This is a genomic window from Nocardioides sp., from assembly GCF_036401255.1.
Taxonomy (GTDB): domain Bacteria; phylum Actinomycetota; class Actinomycetes; order Propionibacteriales; family Nocardioidaceae; genus Nocardioides.
Map to the genome: position 1 here is coordinate 1 of NZ_DASWVI010000228.1, position 16,725 is coordinate 16,725.

Here is a 16,725-nt window from a genome sequence, read left to right on the forward strand (position 1 = left end):
CCGACCGCCGCGTCGGCCACCTCGTCGACCGTGAGGATCCGGCCGCCCGAGTGCACCAGCGCGGCACCCAGGCCGCCGGGCGTCTGCGCGTCGAGCATCGCCGTGCCCACGCCGTCGGGGCACAGCGCGTGGATGCGCACCCGCCGGGGCGTCTCGGCGGCCACCGACATCGACGCGGAGACGATGCCGGCCTTGGTGGCGGCGTACACGCTGTAGCCGGGGACCGGGCCAAGGCCCGCCAGCGAGGCCGTGTTGACGACGTCGCCGCCGCGCGCGCCGAACCCCGCCACCGCCGCCCGCATCCCCCAGAATGTGCCGAGCAGGTTGACCTCGACCACGCGGCGCACCGCCTCGTCGGAGAGGTCGCCGACCAGCCCGTCGTCGCCCACACCGGCGTTGTTGAACCACGCCGCGAGCTCGCCGTGGGCCGCCGCCGCGGCGGCCGCCTCCCCGTGCGCGTCGGGATCGCGTACGTCGAGGCCGCGGCCCTCGGCCGCCCCGATCTCCTCGGCGCACCGGCGCGCTCCGTCCGCGTCCACGTCGCCGATCACCACCGCGTAGCCGGCCGCCACCAGCCGCTCGGCGATCCCGCGTCCGATGCCTCGCGCTCCGCCCGTCACGACGGCGCTGCGGCCCGCTCCACCACTCACTGCATCCGGAGAACCCATGGCGGCAGTGTGACCGACACGCCGTTCGAACAGGTGTTTGAACCATCGGCCGTTCCTGACTACCGTTCTCCCATGGCCCCGCCGAAGACAAGCAAGAAGTCCGCCGACCCGCGGGTCGCCGAGCTGCCCGACGGCCCGCCGGACGCCACCGGGCTGACGCCGCGCCAGCAGCGCGTGCTCGCCCACATCAAGGACTCGCTCGAGCAGCGGGGCTACCCGCCCTCGATGCGCGAGATCGGCGAGGCCGTGGGGCTGACCAGCTCCTCGAGCGTGGCCCACCAGCTCAAGACCCTGGAGGAGAAGGGCTTCCTCAAGCGCGACCCGCACCGGCCGCGCGCCCTCCAGGTCGTGCTGCCCGAGCTGGCCGCGCGCCGAGCCGTGTCGAGCGCAGAGGAGTCCGGCTTCGACGAGACCGGCGTGGGCGACGCGCTGCCGCCGGCCCAGTACGTCCCCGTCGTCGGGCGGATCGCGGCCGGCGGCCCGATCCTCGCCGAGGAGCGGGTCGAGGAGGTCTTCCCGCTCCCTCGCCAGCTCGTCGGCGACGGCCAGCTGTTCTTGCTGGAGGTGCGCGGCGACTCGATGATCGAGGCGGCCATCTGCGACGGCGACTACGTCGCGATCCGCCAGCAGCCCACGGCGGAGAACGGCGAGATCGTGGCCGCGATGATCGACGGCGAGGCGACCGTCAAGACCCTGCAGCGGCGGGACGGAAATGTGTGGCTTCTGCCTCACAACCCCGCCTACGATCCGATTGACGGCACCCACGCCACCATCCTCGGTAAGGTGACTGCAGTGCTGCGCCGGGTCTGACGCCCCGAAGGTCGGGGAATTACCTGAGCAGACCCTGGTGTTGAGTCCGGGTGGATCCCGGATGCCTCAGGGAGGGCGCATGAACAACGCTGGTGCTGTGTCGACAGCACCTGCGCTTGCCCGCACCCATCCGTGGCCCCGTTGGGCGCGCGGCATCTTCGAGCTCCTGCTCATCGTCGCGCTCTGGGTCGTCTACAGCCTCGCCCGGCTGCTGGCCGACACCAACATGAAGCCGGCGCTGCACCGCGCCAACGAGTTGCTGCACATCGAGGGCATCATCGGCATCCAGTGGGAGACGCCGCTGAACCAGCTGTTCAGCGACTACCGCGTGATCGGCCTGGCCGGCAGCTACTGGTACGCCACCTTGCACTACGTCGTCACCGCCGCCGTGCTGGTGTGGCTCTGGCGGCTCGGCGCCGACCGCTACGGCCCGGCGCGCCGCGCCCTGGTGATCGGCACGCTGCTCGGCCTGATGGCCTACATCTCCCTGCCGACCGCGCCGCCGCGGTTCATCGGCGGGTACGTCGACGTCCTCAGCCTGCACGCGGCCGACGGCTGGTGGGGTGCCGACGCGTCCGCGCCGCGCGGGCTCGGCGGGCTGACCAACGAGCTCGCGGCGTTCCCGTCCCTGCACGCCGGCTGGGCGCTGTGGGTCGCGATGGCCCTGCAGATCTACGCCACCCGCAAGTGGGTCCGCACGCTCGGCTGGCTCTACGCGCTGGGCACCGTCATCGTGATCGTCGGCACCGGCAACCACTGGGTGATCGACGCGATCGTCGGCTGGATGGTCATCGTGCTGGGCTGGGCGGCCGCCGAGGCGATCGGCCGGGTGCGGTTGCGCCAGGTCCTCGCCCGCGCGCTGCGCCGCCGACCGCGCGACCCCGGCCTCGTGCTGACCGCGCCGCCGGCACGCGCCGGAGACCACGACGACCTGGACGACACCGAGGACGAACTCGACGGACGGTTGGTCGACTCCGGCCCGTGACCCACCCGTGATCCCCCCGGGGATCCGGACGGTGTCCGTCGGGTGAACAGACGGTTCTCACACTCCTCGGCGCGTGCCCTCGGCACGGGATCCGTCGTTCACTGAGGCGTGACCACGCTCGATCGCCGTACTCTCCTCGCCACCGGCACCGCCGCGACGGCCGCCGCCACCACCGCCGGCCTCGTCACGACCCGTGCCGACGCTGCGCCGACCGCGACCAGCGGGACGCAGCGCGCCGCGCGCCGGTGCTTCCGGCACGGAGTCGCCTCCGGCGACCCGCTGCCCGACGCGGTCCTGATCTGGACCCGGCTCACGCCGACCCCGGCCAGCACCCCCGGGTCCGGGAAGGGTCCGCGCGCCGAGGTGACCTGGGAGGTCGCGACCGACGCGGGCTTCCGCCGGGTCGTGCGCCGCGGCCGGTTCCAGACCGGGCCGGGCCGCGACCACACCGTCAAGGTCGACGTGACCGGCCTCGAGCCGGACACGTGGTACCACTACCGCTTCCGGTACGACGGGGTCGCCAGCCCGGCCGGTCGCACCCGCACCGCGCCCGCCGCGGACGCCAGCCCCGACCACGTGCGGTTCGGCGTGGTCTCCTGCGCCAACCTGCAGGCCGGCTGGTTCTCGGCGTACCGCGGCCTCGCCGAGCGCGACGACCTCCACGCGGTGCTGCACCTGGGCGACTACCTCTACGAGTACGGGCCGGGCCAGTACGGCTACGGCATCACCGACCGCGACATCCGCAGCCACGTGCCCGCCCACGAGATGGTGTCGCTGGCCGACTACCGCCAGCGGCACGCCCAGTACAAGCAGGACCCCGACCTGCAGGCGCTGCACGCGAAGTACCCGTGGATCATCACCTGGGACGACCACGAGGTCGCCAACGACGCCTACCGCGACGGCGCCGAGAACCACAACCCCGACCTCGGCGAGGGCGACTTCCGGCTGCGCCGCGCCAGGGCGCACCGCGCCTACGACGAGTGGATGCCGGTGCGGATGGACGGCACCGCCCGGCTGCGTGACGGCGACCGGCTGTTCCGCCGGCTGCGGTTCGGGCAGCTGGCCGAGATCAGCATGCTCGACCTGCGCAGCTATCGCGACGCGCAGGCCGCCGCGCCCAGCGGGGAGGTCAGCGACCCCGACCGGACGATCCTCGGGCGCCAGCAGCTCGACTGGCTCAAGGCCTCACTGGCGCGCGGCCGGGCGCAGTGGAAGATCATCGGCAACCCGGTGATGATCGCGCCGGTCACGTTCGCCGGCCTGCCGCACGACCTGATCGACCCGGTCAACGACGTGACCGGGCTGCTCCCCCGCGACGGCGTCCCCTACAACGTCGACCAGTGGGACGGCTACACCCACGACCGGCGCGAGGTGTTCCAGCACATCCGCGACCACCAGGTCACCGACGCGCTGTTCGTCACCGGCGACATCCACTCGGGCTGGGCGTGCGAGCTGCCCTACGACAAGGCGACCTACCCGGTCGGCGACTCCGCGGGCGTGGAGTTCGTCTGCTCCTCGGTGACCTCGAACAACCTCAAGGACATCACCGGCACCCCGCCGCGGACCACGAGCACCGCGGTCGAGGGGATCATCAAGACCGCCAACCGGCACGTGAAGTACCTCGACTTCGACAGCCACGGGTTCTCCGTGCTCGACGTGACCGCGACCCGCGCCCAGATGGACTGGTACGTGATCGGCGACCGCGCCGAGCGCGACACCCCGATCACCTGGTCGGTCTCCTACGCGACCAAGACCGGCACCGGCCGCGTCGAGCGGGTCGAGGAGCCGGTGTGAGCGCCCCGCTGCACGCCGACCGGCGTACCTTCCTCAAGGCCGGGGCCGCCGGCCTGGTGTTCTCCACGATCGCCGGCGCGCCGGCGCTGGCGGCCGACCGCAGCCGCAAGCGCGCCTACGTGCTGGTGATCGACGGCTGCCGGCCCGAGGAGATCGACTCGGGCCTGACGCCCAACCTCGCGGCGCTGCGCGACGGCGGGCTGCGGTTCCCACGGGCCGCGTCGATGCCGGTGATGGAGACCATCCCCAACCACGTGATGATGATGACCGGGTTGCGCCCGGACCGCACCGGCGTGCCCGCCAACTCCGTCTACGACCGCGAGCTCGGCAAGGTCCGTGACCTGGACCGGCCCTCCGACATCCGCTGCGACACGCTGATCGGCCGGCTCAATCGCCGCGGCCACACCACCGGGACCGTGCTCAGCAAGACCTACCTGTACGGCGTCTTCGGCGGCCGCGCCACGCACCGCTGGGAGCCGAGCCCGACGCTGCCGATCACCAACCACGCCCCGGACGCGTTCACGATCGACGCGGCGATCGCGATGCTGGAGGAGTTCGACCCGAACCTGATGTTCGTCAACCTCGGCGACATCGACCGGTTCGGGCACGCCGATCTCACCGGCACCACGCTGCGGCTGGCCCGGCGACTCGCGCTCGCCGACACCGACCTGCAGGTGCAGCGGTTCGTCGACGCCCTGAAGGAGCAGGGGGTCTGGGAGCGGTCCGTGGTCATCGTGCTCGCCGACCACTCGATGGACTGGTCGACGCCCGACAAGGTGATCAGCCTCAGCGGCCCGCTCGGGGCCGACCCACTGCTGGCCGGCAACGTGCAGATCGCCGACAACGGCGGCGCCGACCTCCTGTACTGGACCGGCCCCGAGGAGCAGCGCGCCGAGGCCGTCGGCCGGATGCGGGAGATCGCCCGCGCCCAGCAGGGCGTGCTGGCGGCGTACCCCTCGACCGCGCCGTGGCTGCGGCTGGGTCCTGAGGCCGGCGACGTCGTGGTGTTCTGCCAGGCGGGCTGGCGGTTCAGCGACCCCGACCTGTTCGCCAACCCGATCCCCGGCAACCATGGCCACCCCGCCACCCGCTCGATCCCGTTCTTCATCGGCGGCGGCCACCCGCGGGTCCCGCGGGAGACGGCGTCGACGCGGGTCGCACACACCGTCGACGTCGCGCCGACGCTCGCGGCGTTCTTCGGTGTCGGTGGGCCTCGCGGCGGTTATGACGGCCGGGCCCTGCTCTGATTGAGTAGGAGCGTGCGCCTGCGTCGTGTCCTCGCCCTGGCCGCGACCGCCGCGGTCGCCGTCTCGCTGATCGGCGTCCCCTCCCAGGCCCAGGAGCGCACCCCGGCGCAGGACCCGGGCGTGCGGACCGACGCGAGCTCCCGGGTCGCGGCCCGGGCGCTGGTCCAGGCGCGCGAGGTCCTGTGGGGTGACCGGCGCGGCGACGCGACGCTCGCCCTGCGCGAGCTGCGCCGCCACCGCGACGAGCTCTCCGCCGGCGACCGGGCCAGCGCCGACCTGCTGCTGGCGCGGCCGACGACCGGGCGGACCACGTGCTTCACCACCGTGTGCGTGCACTGGTCGGCGACCGGCGCGGGCCGGTCCACCGCCGACTACGTGCAGCAGGTCGCCGACACCGCCGAGCACGTGCTCGAGACCTACGCCGCCGCCGGCTACCGCGGCCCCGAGGCCGACGGGACCCGCGGCGGCAACGGACTGCTCGACATCTACCTGCAGGACCTGGGCTCCCAGGGCCTCTACGGCTACTGCGACAGCGACCGCGAGCCGCCGACCGACGGTCCCTACGACACCTGGGCCTACTGCGCGTTCGACAACGACTACGCCGAGTTCCCCAGCCACACGCCGCTGGAGAACCTCCAGGTCACCGCCGCGCACGAGCTCTTCCACGCGGTGCAGTTCGCCTACGACTACTACGAGGACGCCTGGTTCATGGAGGCCACCGCCACCTGGGCCGAGGACGAGCTCTACGACGACGTCGACGACAACCTGCAGTACCTCCCCACCAGCCCGCTGGCCCAGCCCCGCAAGGCCATGGACCACTTCTCCAGCACCGGCCTGCGGCAGTACGGCGACTGGATCTTCTTCCGCTACCTGACCGAGCACCTGACCGAGCGCGCGGGCGGGCTGCCGACGTTCGTCCGCGACGTCTGGGAGCTGGCCGACGGGGCGAAGAACGGGCCCGACGACTACTCGATCGCCGCGGTCGACCATGCGCTGGCCGCGCGCGGTGAGAACCTGCGCGAGACGTGGGCGGCCTTCGCCGCCGCGAACCGGCGCCCGCGCGCGGCGTACGACGAAGGGCGCGCCAACCGTTACCCGTCGGCCCGGCCGGGCGTGAGCGTGGAGCTCTCCGGCAGCCACCGCGACACCGGCTGGACGACGAGGCGGGTCGACCACCTGGCGAGCATCACCTACCGGCTCACCCGGGCGCCGCGGATGGCGGCCAGCCGGCTCCGGCTGCGCCTCGACCTGCCGGCGACCGCCCGGGGATCGGGCGCGGTCGTCACCATCTATCGCGAGGCCGGCCGGACCGTGACCGTCCCGCTGCGGCTCTCCGGGAGCGGCGACGCCACCCGCAAGGTGGCCTTCGGCCGAGGCGTCACCCGGGTCGAGGTCACCCTGGCCAACGCGGGCATCGACTACAAGTGCTGGCGCCAGCAGGACACCGGCTACTCGTGCCGGGGCCGCTCCGAGGACGACGACCTGCCGATGCGACTCCGGGCGACCGCCGTCCGATAGCCCAGTTGGGTCATGCGCCCGGGGCGGCACCGTAGTTCGGCACCGGCCTGAGCGCGACGGCGTGGAAGCTCAAGGTCGGCCTCGACCTGCCCGACACCTCGACGGGCTCGGCGGCGGCGATCACCGTCTACAAGAGGTCGGGCGCCCCGCAGGTCACGATCGTCCCGCTGAGCTCGAGCGGTGCCGCCACCCGGAAGGTCGCCTTCGGATCGCGCGGCGTGAGGTACGTCGAGGTCTCGATGGTCAACGCCGGCACCCGCTACGACTGCTGGACGCGTGGCGCCTACTCGTGCCAGGGCAGCTCGCTCGACGACGGGCGCAAGGTGTCGGTGCGGGCTACTGCGGTGAAGTAGTCGCGAGCCTGGCCAGCGCCTGGCGGGCCACCGCCGGGTCGGTGGTCGTCCACATCGGCGGCAGGCTGGCCTTGAGGAACCCGCCGTACCTCGCCGTCGCGAGCCGGGGGTCGAGGACCGCGACGACCCCACGGTCGGCGTGGGTGCGGATCAGCCGGCCCGCGCCCTGGGCGAGCAGCAGCGCCGCGTGGGTGGCCGCGACCTGCATGAAGCCGTTGCCGCCGGCCTGGTCGGCGGCCTTCTGGCGGGCGCTGAGCAGGGGGTCGTCGGGGCGTGGGAACGGGATCCGGTCGATGAGCACCAGCTGGCAGGTGTCGCCGGGCACGTCGAGGCCCTGCCAGAGGCTGAGCGTGCCGAACAGGCAGGTGTGGGGGTCGCCGACGAACTGGGCGGCGAGCTCGGGCAGCTGGGCGTCGCCCTGGGCGAGCGTGGTCAGGTGGGGCAGCCGCTCGCGCACCGCCTCGGCGGCGGTCTCGGCGGCCCGGCGGCTCGAGAACAGCCCGAGCGTGCGGCCCTCCGCGGCGTCGACGAGCTCGACGATCTCGTCGAGCTGGGCGGCCCCCAGCCCGTCGCGGCCCGGCGGCGGCAGGTGGCGGGCGACGTAGAGGATCGCCTGGCGGCCGTAGTCGAACGGGCTGCCGACGTCGATGCCCCGCCACGGCAGGGCGTGCTCGCCGACCGGGGTCTCGACCACCGGGTCACCGTCGACGATGCGCTCGGACGGTTTGAGCCCCACGCTCGTGGCCACGGAGGAGAAGTCGCCGCCGAGCATCAGCGTCGCCGAGGTGAACACCACGGTCTTGTCGCTGAGCAGCTTGTCGCGCATCGGCCCCCACACCTGCAGCGGCGCCACGCACAGCCGCGGCGGCATCCGCTCGGTGCCCTCGCTGAGCCACAGCACGTCGGCGTCGGATCCGGCGGCCATCCGCTCGGCAGTGGCGAACACCTCCTGGACCGCGCCCTTGGCCTGCTGGCGGCCGGCGTCGGCCTCCTCGGAGGCGTCGGCCTTGGGGTAGGCCGAGACGCAGGCCCGCGCCGCGTCGCGGACCAGCACCAGGGCGTCGGCCAGCTGCTCGGGGACCCGCTCGAACCGGCCCGGCCGCGCCTCGTTGATCGCCTCGCGCAGGGCGTCGGCGGCGTCGGCCAGGTCGTCTGCCTGCGAGCCGTCGACGTGGCGCTGGCTGCGCCGCGCCGCCCGCTCGACCTCCGCGGCCCACAGCTCGTCGGTGGCGGCCTGGGTCACCCGCGTGGTGAGCTCGTGCGCCTCGTCGATCACCACGACGTCGTACTCCGGGATCATCGGCACACCCTCGATCGCGTCGATCGCGAGCAGCGAGTGGTTGGTGACGACCAGGTGGGATCGGTGCGCCTTCTCCTTGGCCAGCTCGGCGAAGCACTCCTGGCCGAACGGGCACTTGGCCGCACCCAGGCACTCGCGGTGGTTGACGCTCACCTGGCGCCACTCGCGGTCGGTGTGGCGCGGGGCGTTGTCGCGCTCGCCGGTGCCGCCGCCCTCGGCCTCCTCCTCGGCCCAGGCGCGCAGCTCGAGGACCTTCTTGCCGAGCGATCCCTCGGGCAGCTCGACCAGGGCGCCCTGGTCGTCGGGGACGCCCTCGCGGATGCGGTGCAGGCAGGCGTAGTTGGAGCGGCCCTTGAGCACGGCGTAGCTGGTGTCGACGCCTGCGTGCTTCACCGCCTCGACGAGTCGCGGCAGGTCGCGCTCGACGAGCTGGTGCTGGAGCGCCAGGGTCGCGGTCGCGACCACCACCCGCTGGTCGTGCAGCAGGCTCGGCACCAGGTAGGCCAGGGACTTGCCGGTGCCGGTGCCGGCCTGGACGAGCAGGTGCCGGCCGGCGTCCATCGCCTCGGCGACCTCCTCGGCCATCCGCACCTGTCCCGCGCGCTCCTGGCCGCCCAGCGCCGCCACCGCGGTGCCGAGCAGCTCGGTCACGGCCGTCACCGGGGACGTCGCGGGTGGGGCTTCGGGCACCCGAGAACCCTAGCCGCGCCCCCGGACACCCGATGCTCCGTGCCACCGTCCGGATGTGCTCGCGCCTGGCGCCGGGTCTGGTCATCTGGCCGCCACCTCAGCTGTAACGCCGTGTTACCCCGTCCTCCGACCGCGCTGCAACATGGTGGGAAGGAGGGGTAAACGGGCGTTACAGCGAGCGGCGGCGCTCAGTCGTCGCTGGAGGAGACGTCGAACGCCGGCACCCCGGCGGCGCACTCGGCCCTGAGCTCGGTCTCGCGGCCCTCCTCGCCCTGGCCCTCGAAGGGCACCTCGAGGTGCTCGGGGCCGGGGTCGCCGACCTCGGCTGCTGCCCGAGCTCGTCGACCTCGACAAGTGGGGCTATCCGATCGTCCGCGGCGAGGTCACCCCCGACCTGCTCGACGACGCCCGCGCCGCCGTCCGGATGTGCCCGCGGCTGGCCCTGCGGCTGGTCACCTGAGCAGGCCGCCGCCAGCTGTAACGCCGTGTTACCCCTTCCTCCGACCATGGTGCAACAGGGCCGGGAGGTGGGGTAACACGGCGTTACAGCGAGGCGCCGCAGCCCGGAGCGGCGCTCAGTCCGAGGTCGCGAACGCCGCGTCGAAGGCGGCGGCGGGGGCGTCGAAGGCGAGCCGGCGGACGAACGCGAGGGCCTCGGGCGCGCCGACCAGGCGGTCCATGCCGGCGTCCTCCCACTCGACCGAGATCGGTCCGTCGTAGCCGATGGTGTTGAGCATCCGGAAGCACTGCTCCCACGGCACGTCGCCGTGGCCGGTGGACACGAAGTCCCAGCCGCGACGCGGGTCGGCCCAGGCCAGGTGCGAGCCGAGCCGGCCGTTGCGACCGTTGCCGGTCAGCCGCTTCGCGTCCTTGCAGTCGACGTGGTAGATCCGGTCCTGGAAGTCCCAGAGGAACCCGACCGGGTCGAGGTCTTGCCACACGAAGTGCGAGGGGTCCCAGTTGAGGCCGAACGCCTCGCGGTGCCCGATCGCCTCCATGGTCCGCACGGTGGTCCAGTAGTCGTAGGCGATCTCGGAGGGGTGCACCTCGTGGGCGAACCGCACGCCGCACTCGTCGAAGACGTCGAGGATCGGGTGCCACCGGTCGGCGAAGTCCTGGTAGCCGGCGTCGATCATCTCCTGGGAGGCCGGCGGGAACATCGCGACGTACTTCCAGATCGAGGAGCCGGTGAACCCGATGACGGTCTTGACGCCGAGCTTCTGCGCGAGCCGCGCGGTCAGCTTCATCTCCTCGGCGGCGCGTTGCCGCACGCCCTCGGGCTCGCCGTCGCCCCACATCTTCGCCGACAGGATCGCCTGGTGGCGCGCGTCGATCGGGTCGTCGCAGACGGCCTGGCCCTTGAGGTGGTTGGAGATCGCGTAGACCTTCAGCCCGTACTTCTCCAGCAGGTCGAGCTTGCCCTGCACGTAGGCGTCGTCGTCGGCCTGCCAGGGGTCGAGGTGGTCGCCCCAGCAGGCGATCTCGAGCCCGTCGTAGCCCCACTCCGACGCGAGCCGGGCGACCTCCTCGAACGGCAGGTCGGCCCACTGCCCGGTGAACAGCGTGATGGGTCGTGGCATGGTGCGTTCCTTCCTTGGTGGTGGGGCTCAGCGCACGCCGAGCAGGTGCTCCATCGCGAGCTGGTCGAGGGCCTCCATCGCGACGCTGCGGGAGCGCAGCGCCTCGAGGTCGTACGACGCATTGCGGATGTCGTCGAGGGACTCGCCGGGCGCCACGGTCGGCTCCCGGAGCTCGGCGACGCCGGCGGCGTCGAGGGCGGCCGCGACCTCGGGGTCGGCGCGGAACGCCTGCACCCGCTCGCGCAGGATCAGGTAGTTGCGCATGCAGCCGCGCGCGGACTCCCAGACCCCGTCGACCGCCTCGGCCCGCGGCGGCTTGTAGTCGAAGTGCACGTAGCCGTCGTAGCGCAGGTCGGTGCCGGCGCCGAGCATCGCGTCGACGGTCCAGAACGCACCGCGCAGGTTGCCCGCCCCGAAGCGCAGGTCCTGGTCGAACCGCGGCCCGTGCTGGCCGTTGAGGTCGATGTGGAACAGCTTGCCGTGCCACAGCGCCTGGGTGATGCCGTGCGCGAAGTTGAGCCCGGCCATCTCCTCGTGCCCGACCTCGGGGTTGAGGCCCACCAGCTCGGGGTGGTCGAGCTCGTCGATCAGTGCCAGCGCGTGCCCGATGCTCGGGAGCAGGATGTCGCCGCGCGGCTCGTTGGGCTTGGGCTCGAGCGCGAACCGGATCGGGTAGTCCTGCTCCTTCACGTACGCGCACACGGTGTTGAGCGCGTCGCGGTAACGGTCGAGCGCGGCCGCGATGTCCTTGCTGCCGCCGTGCTCGGCGCCCTCGCGGCCGCCCCACATCACGAACGTCTGCGCGCCCAGGGACGCCGCGAGGTCGATGTTGCGCAGCACCTTGGCCAGCGCGTAGCGGCGCACCTCCCGGTTGTTCGCGGTGATCGCGCCCTCCTTGAAGACCGGGTCGGAGAACGTGTTGGTGGTGACCATCTCGACGACCAGCCCGGTCTCGTCGAGGGCCGTGCGGAACCGGCCCAAGGTGGCCTCGCGCTCGGCGTCGTCGGGCAGCAGGTCGTCGTCGTGGAACGTCACGGCGGCGGCGCCGAGCTCGGCGAGACGGTACGTCGCGGCCACGGGGTCGAGCAGCTCGCGGCTGGCCGGGCCGAACACGTCGACCCCCTGCCAGCCCACGGTCCACAGGCCGAAGGAGAACTTGTCCTCGCGGGTCGGGGTGTAGCGATCGTCAGCCATCGATGGGGATCTCCTGCCAGGTACGGGTCTCGGAGCTGGCCTCGACGGCGTCCAGCACGCGCTGGACCTGGAGCCCGTCGGCGAAGCTCGGTGCGGGGTCGGTGCCCTCGGCGATCGCACCGACCAGGTCGACGACCTGGTGGGTGAAGCCGTGCTCGTAGCCGAGTCCGTGGCCGGCCGGCCACCAGTGCCCGACGTACGGGTGCGTCGGCTCGGTGACGAGGATCCGCCGGAACCCGGCGGTGTCGGCGTCCTGGGTGCCGTCGTAGAACTCCAGGACGTTCATGTCCTCGAAGTCGAAGGCGAGGCTGCCGCGGGAGCCGTTGATCTCGATCCGGATCGCGTTCTTGCGGCCGGTCGCGAAGCGCGTCGCCTCGAACACCCCCATCGCCCCGCCGGTGAAGGTCGCGAGGAACGACGCGGCGTCGTCGACGGTGACCGGGCCGCGCTCGGTGGTGGACCCACCGCCGCCGAGGCTGCCGGCGGTCTCGCCGGCCGGGTAGGGGCGCTCCTTGACGAACGTCTCCAGCCGCCCGGTGACCTCACGGATCCGGTCGCCGGTGATGTACTGGGTGAGGTCGACGACGTGGGCGCCGATGTCGCCCAGGGAACCGGAGCCCGCCTTCGCCTTGTCCAGGCGCCACGACAGCGGTGCGTCGGGGTCGACGATCCAGTCCTGGAGGTACTGCGCGCGCACGTGCCGGATCTCCCCGATCCGGCCTTCGGCGACCAGCCGCCGGGCCAGTCCGATGGCGGGCACCCGGCGGTAGGTGAAGCCGACCATCGAACGGACGCCGTGCGCGTGCGCCCGCTGGGCCGCGGCGGTCATCGCCTCGGCCTCGGCGACGGTGTTGGCGAGCGGCTTCTCGCACAGCACGTGCTTGCCCGCGTCGAGCGCGGCGATCGCGATCTCGGCGTGGGTGAACCCAGGGGTGCAGATGTCGACGAGGTCGACGTCGTCGCGGGTGACGGCCTCGCGCCAGTCGGCGGAGCTGGCCTCCCAGCCGAGCCGGTCGGCCGCGGCCGCGGCCCGCCCGGCGTCGTGGCCGACCACGAGCGACATCCGGGGCGAGAGCGGCAGGTCGAAGAACCGTGGGGCGGTGCGCCACGCCTGGGAGTGGGCGTTGCCCATGAACGCGTGCCCCACCATCGCGACGCGCAGGGTGGGACGGGGTGACTCAGCGGATGACGGGGTCATTGCGGGCTCCTGTGTGGTGTGCGTGCCCGCCCCCGGGACGGAGGCGGGGGCGGGCACGCGGCGTACGCCGGTGCGGTCGAGCGCCGGATCGATCAGGACTCGAACGCGCTGTCGATGTACTGGTCGACGTTGTCGGCGGTCACCACGGGGGCGTACAGCTGGACGGTGCGGGGCACCTCGACCTCGACAAGGTCGGCCAGCGCCTTCTGCTGCACGAGGAGCCGAGCCAGGCGGATGCCGTCGGCGGCCTGGGTCGACGGGTAGATGACCGTCGCCTTGAGCACGCTGTCACCGGACTGGATGGCCTCCATCGCGTTCTTGGAGCCCGCGCCGCCGATCATCGTGAACTCGTCGCGGCCGGCGTTCTCGATCGCCGCGAGGACGCCGACGCCCTGGTCGTCGTCGTGGTTCCAGAGGAAGTCGATCTTCGGCGCGGCCTGGAGCAGCTGCTCGGCGGCGTCGGAGCCGCCCTCGACGGTGAAGTCGGCGGCGACGCGGTTGTCGACGTCGAGGCCGCACTCGGCGAGCGCGTCCTTGAAGCCCTGGCTGCGGTCCTGCGTCAGCGGCAGCGAGTCGATGCCGGCGATCTCGGCCACGATGGCGTTCTTGTCGCCGCCGGCGTTCTCGCAGACGTACGCGCCGGCCGAGACGCCCATGCCGTAGTTGTCGCCGAGGACGGTGACGCGGGCGGCGTTGGGGTCGTCGAACTCGCGGTCCACGTTGATGACCGGGATGCCGGCGTCCATCGCCTTGAGCGCGATGGGCGTCATCGCGGCGCCGTCGAAGGGCAGCAGCACGATCGCGTCGACCTTGTCGTTGATGAACGTCTCGACCTGGCTGATCTGGACGGCGACGTCGTTGGTGCCCTCGGCGACGCGCAGCTCGATGTCGTCGTACTTCGCGGCCTCCTTCTTGGCCGACTCGGTGATCGAGCCCATCCAGCCGTGGTCGGCGGCGGGTGCCGAGAAGCCGATGACGACCGTGTCGCCGGTCTCGTCGTTCGAGCCGGCCGGCGCGGCCGCGGGGGCGCCGGCGTCGTCGTTGCCGGCGTCGTCGCCGTCGCTGTTGCTGGTGCAGGCGGTGAGCGCGAGGACCGCGAGCCCGGCGACGAGACCGGTGGCGAGCCGCTTCCTGCTCTTCGAGGTGGTGGACCGCAGGGACATGGTGGTGCTCCTTGCTCGTGCAGATGGGGTGGTGCGGGTGGTGGTGCAGTGGTGGCGCGGCGGACCGCTCGGTGCCGCTCGGTGCCGCTAGGTGGTGTTGCTCCGAGACGCCAACCGCTGCTGCAGGAGCACGGCGGCGACGATGATGGCTCCCTTGAAGAGCGACTGCTCGGAGAAGGAGCGGTTGTTGAGGATGAAGATGTTGGTGAGCGTCGAGAAGATGAGGACGCCGAGCACGGTGCCGACGATCGTGCCGCGGCCACCGGTCAGCAGGGTGCCGCCGATGACGACCGCGGCGATGGCATCGAGCTCGTAGAGGTTGCCGTGGGTGGAGCTGCCGGTCGTGGTGCGGGCCACCAGCAGCAGGGCAGCGATGCCCGCGCAGACGCCGACGAGGACGTAGAGGTAGACGGTGTGCCGCTTGACGTTGATGCCCGCGAGGCGGGCGGCCTCCGGGTTGCCGCCCACGGCGACGGTGCGGCGGCCGAACGTGGTGCGGTTGAGCAGCACCCAACCGATCGCCGCGACGATCGCGAAGATCCAGATCGAGACGTCGACGCCGAGGATCTCCCGGTTGAAGAAGTCCTTGAAGCCGCTGACGTCGGTGCCCTTGGCGCCGAGGATCTGGGTCTTCTTGTCGCTGATGATCTCGGCGAGGCCGCGGGCGCTGGCCAGCATCGCCAGCGTCATGATGAACGGCACGATGTTGCCGTAGGCGATCAGCAACCCGTTCACCAGGCCGCAGCCGGCCCCGACGAGGATCGCGATCAGGACCATCATGGTCCAGTGGGTGTCCTCGGCGAACTGCTGGCTGGCCAGGGTCGTGCACCAGACCGACGACAGCGCGACGATCGCGCCGACCGACAGGTCGATGCCGCCGCCGATGATCACGAACGTCATGCCGATGCTGACGACGCCGATGGTGGCGGCGAGCCGCAGCACCGTCAGCGCATTGTCGGTGGAGCTGAACCGGTCGCCCGCGCTGACCGCGCCGACGACGCAGATCAGCGCCAGCGCGACGACGAGCCCCGCGTTGCGGCCGACGCTGGTCCGCAGCAGGCCGAGGACCGGGTTGGCCTCGCGGTCGGTCTCGAGCGCGGCCCGCTCGACGCGGGCGGTGTCCTGGCTCATTCGGGGCCCCCGTGGAATCGTGGGATGGAGGAGCGGAGCGGGGGAATCACGCGATTCCGTGGGGTGTTCATGCCGGAACCCTTCCTTCCATGACGAGGTCGAGGACCCCTGCCTCGTCGATCGCGGTGGCGGCGGACTCGTGGACGACCTCGCCCTCCCGGACCACGAGGACCCGGTCCGCCAGGCCGAGCACCTCCTCGATCTCGCTGGACACGACCACGACGGCGACGCCGCGGTCGGCGAGCGAGCGGATCAGCTGGTAGATCTCCGAGCGGGCGCCGACGTCGACGCCGCGGGTGGGCTCGTCGAGCAGCAGCACCCGGCAGTCGCGCAGCAACCAGCGTGCGAGCACGATCTTCTGCTGGTTGCCGCCCGACAGGGTGTTCGCGGCGCGGGTCACGCCCGCCGGACGTACGTCGAGGCTGGTGGTCAGCTCACCGGCTCGCCGGCGCTCCTCACGCTGGTCGAGGAAGCCGAGGCGCGCGAACCGGACCATCGAGGAGACCGTGATGTTCTTGTAGACGGCCTCGTCGAGCAGCAGGGCCTGGCTCTTGCGCTCCTCGGGCGCCAGGCCGATGCCGGCTCGGACCGCGTGGCCGACCGAACCGCGACGCACCCGCCTGCCGTCGACGGTGACGGTGCCGGACGACGCGCGGCGGGCGCCGTACACGGTCTCGAGGATCTCCGAGCGCCCGGCGCCGACCAGGCCGGCGAGCCCGACGATCTCGCCGGCGCGCACGGTGAGGTCGACGCCCGTGAACACGCCGGCGAGACCGAGGTCCCGCACCTCGAGCACGGGGGTGCCGAGGTCGGGGGTCGTCCCCGCACGCGGCGGGAAGACGTACTCGATGGAGCGGCCGGTCATCAGCCGGATCAGCTCCGCGGTCGGGGTGTCGGCGACCGCGAGTCCGGTGGCCACGGTGCGGCCGTCCTTGAGGACGGTGATCCGGTCGCCGATCTCGCGGATCTCCTCCAGCCGGTGGGAGATGTAGACGACCGCGACGTTCTCGGCGGCGAGGTCCCGGATCACCCGGAAGAGGTTGTTGACCTCCTCCTGGTCCAAGACGGCCGACGGCTCGTCGAGGATCAGCAGG

15 protein-coding genes are annotated in these 16,725 nt (G+C 72.3%); 7 read left to right on the forward strand and 8 right to left on the reverse strand.

Annotated elements, in window-relative coordinates; translation table 11 throughout:
• On the reverse strand, positions 1–668 hold a 668-nt coding region (locus VGD85_RS10490; RefSeq protein ID WP_331063383.1), incomplete at its 3' end, for an SDR family oxidoreductase.
• Positions 669–740: 72 nt separating this feature from the next.
• On the opposite strand from VGD85_RS10490, the gene lexA reads away from it, so the two are divergent.
• The 6 genes from lexA to VGD85_RS10520 all read left to right on the forward strand — a co-directional run bounded on the left by lexA (position 741) and on the right by VGD85_RS10520 (position 7,375).
• A complete protein-coding gene (lexA, locus tag VGD85_RS10495; RefSeq protein ID WP_331063384.1) occupies positions 741–1,478 on the forward strand; it encodes a transcriptional repressor LexA in 738 nt (245 codons plus the stop codon).
• A gap of 97 nt (positions 1,479–1,575) precedes the next feature.
• On the forward strand, positions 1,576–2,463 hold the full coding sequence (locus VGD85_RS10500) for a phosphatase PAP2 family protein (protein WP_331063385.1): 888 nt from the start codon (positions 1,576–1,578) through the stop codon (positions 2,461–2,463).
• Positions 2,464–2,571: 108 nt separating this feature from the next.
• Complete coding sequence (locus VGD85_RS10505; protein WP_331063386.1) at positions 2,572–4,257, forward strand: alkaline phosphatase D family protein; 1,686 nt, start codon at positions 2,572–2,574, stop codon at positions 4,255–4,257.
• Positions 4,254–5,504, forward strand: a complete 1,251-nt coding sequence (locus VGD85_RS10510) for an alkaline phosphatase family protein (protein WP_331063387.1) — start codon at positions 4,254–4,256, stop codon at positions 5,502–5,504. The genes VGD85_RS10505 and VGD85_RS10510 overlap by 4 nt, the downstream gene beginning before the upstream one ends.
• A 12-nt stretch (positions 5,505–5,516) precedes the next feature.
• Positions 5,517–7,022, forward strand: coding sequence for an MXAN_6640 family putative metalloprotease (locus VGD85_RS10515; protein ID WP_331063388.1), 1,506 nt, complete (start codon positions 5,517–5,519; stop codon positions 7,020–7,022).
• A 218-nt stretch (positions 7,023–7,240) separates the two neighbouring features.
• On the forward strand, positions 7,241–7,375 hold the full coding sequence (locus VGD85_RS10520) for a hypothetical protein (protein WP_331063389.1): 135 nt from the start codon (positions 7,241–7,243) through the stop codon (positions 7,373–7,375).
• Here VGD85_RS10520 and VGD85_RS10525 read toward each other — a convergent pair.
• Positions 7,359–9,365 (reverse strand): ATP-dependent DNA helicase, encoded by a 2,007-nt coding sequence (locus VGD85_RS10525; protein WP_331063390.1) that lies wholly within the window; start codon positions 9,363–9,365, stop codon positions 7,359–7,361. The genes VGD85_RS10520 and VGD85_RS10525 overlap by 17 nt on opposite strands.
• A gap of 328 nt (positions 9,366–9,693) precedes the next feature.
• Between VGD85_RS10525 and VGD85_RS10530 the strand changes: the two genes are divergently transcribed.
• Positions 9,694–9,825, forward strand: a complete 132-nt coding sequence (locus VGD85_RS10530) for a ferredoxin (protein WP_331063397.1) — start codon at positions 9,694–9,696, stop codon at positions 9,823–9,825.
• Positions 9,826–9,940: 115 nt separating this feature from the next.
• Here the strand turns inward: VGD85_RS10530 and VGD85_RS10535 are convergent, their stop codons facing one another.
• The 6 genes from VGD85_RS10535 to VGD85_RS10560 all read right to left on the reverse strand — a co-directional run.
• Positions 9,941–10,945 (reverse strand): sugar phosphate isomerase/epimerase family protein, encoded by a 1,005-nt coding sequence (locus tag VGD85_RS10535; RefSeq protein ID WP_331063391.1) that lies wholly within the window; start codon positions 10,943–10,945, stop codon positions 9,941–9,943.
• A 27-nt stretch (positions 10,946–10,972) separates the two neighbouring features.
• The gene (gene xylA, locus VGD85_RS10540; RefSeq protein ID WP_331063392.1) at positions 10,973–12,139 is read right to left on the reverse strand and encodes a xylose isomerase; all 1,167 of its coding nucleotides are present in this window, start codon (positions 12,137–12,139) and stop codon (positions 10,973–10,975) included.
• Positions 12,132–13,337, reverse strand: coding sequence for a Gfo/Idh/MocA family oxidoreductase (locus VGD85_RS10545; protein ID WP_331063393.1), 1,206 nt, complete (start codon positions 13,335–13,337; stop codon positions 12,132–12,134). Before VGD85_RS10545 ends, xylA begins: the two co-directional genes overlap by 8 nt.
• A gap of 92 nt (positions 13,338–13,429) precedes the next feature.
• Positions 13,430–14,500 (reverse strand): substrate-binding domain-containing protein, encoded by a 1,071-nt coding sequence (locus VGD85_RS10550; RefSeq protein ID WP_331063394.1) that lies wholly within the window; start codon positions 14,498–14,500, stop codon positions 13,430–13,432.
• 87 nt (positions 14,501–14,587) lie between these two features.
• Positions 14,588–15,631, reverse strand: coding sequence for an ABC transporter permease (locus VGD85_RS10555; protein ID WP_331063395.1), 1,044 nt, complete (start codon positions 15,629–15,631; stop codon positions 14,588–14,590).
• Positions 15,632–15,698: 67 nt separating this feature from the next.
• A partial coding sequence (locus tag VGD85_RS10560) for a sugar ABC transporter ATP-binding protein (RefSeq protein ID WP_331063396.1) occupies positions 15,699–16,725 on the reverse strand: 1,027 nt, incomplete at its 5' end.

Coding starts and splice junctions, on each gene's coding strand:
- VGD85_RS10555 (WP_331063395.1), bottom strand. CDS start 15,631: ATGAGCCAGGACACCGCCCGCGTCGAGCGGGCCGCGCTCGAGACCGAC.
- xylA (WP_331063392.1), bottom strand. CDS start 12,139: ATGGCTGACGATCGCTACACCCCGACCCGCGAGGACAAGTTCTCCTTC.
- VGD85_RS10535 (WP_331063391.1), bottom strand. CDS start 10,945: ATGCCACGACCCATCACGCTGTTCACCGGGCAGTGGGCCGACCTGCCG.
- VGD85_RS10545 (WP_331063393.1), bottom strand. CDS start 13,337: ATGACCCCGTCATCCGCTGAGTCACCCCGTCCCACCCTGCGCGTCGCG.
- lexA (WP_331063384.1), top strand. CDS start 741: ATGGCCCCGCCGAAGACAAGCAAGAAGTCCGCCGACCCGCGGGTCGCC.
- VGD85_RS10550 (WP_331063394.1), bottom strand. CDS start 14,500: ATGTCCCTGCGGTCCACCACCTCGAAGAGCAGGAAGCGGCTCGCCACC.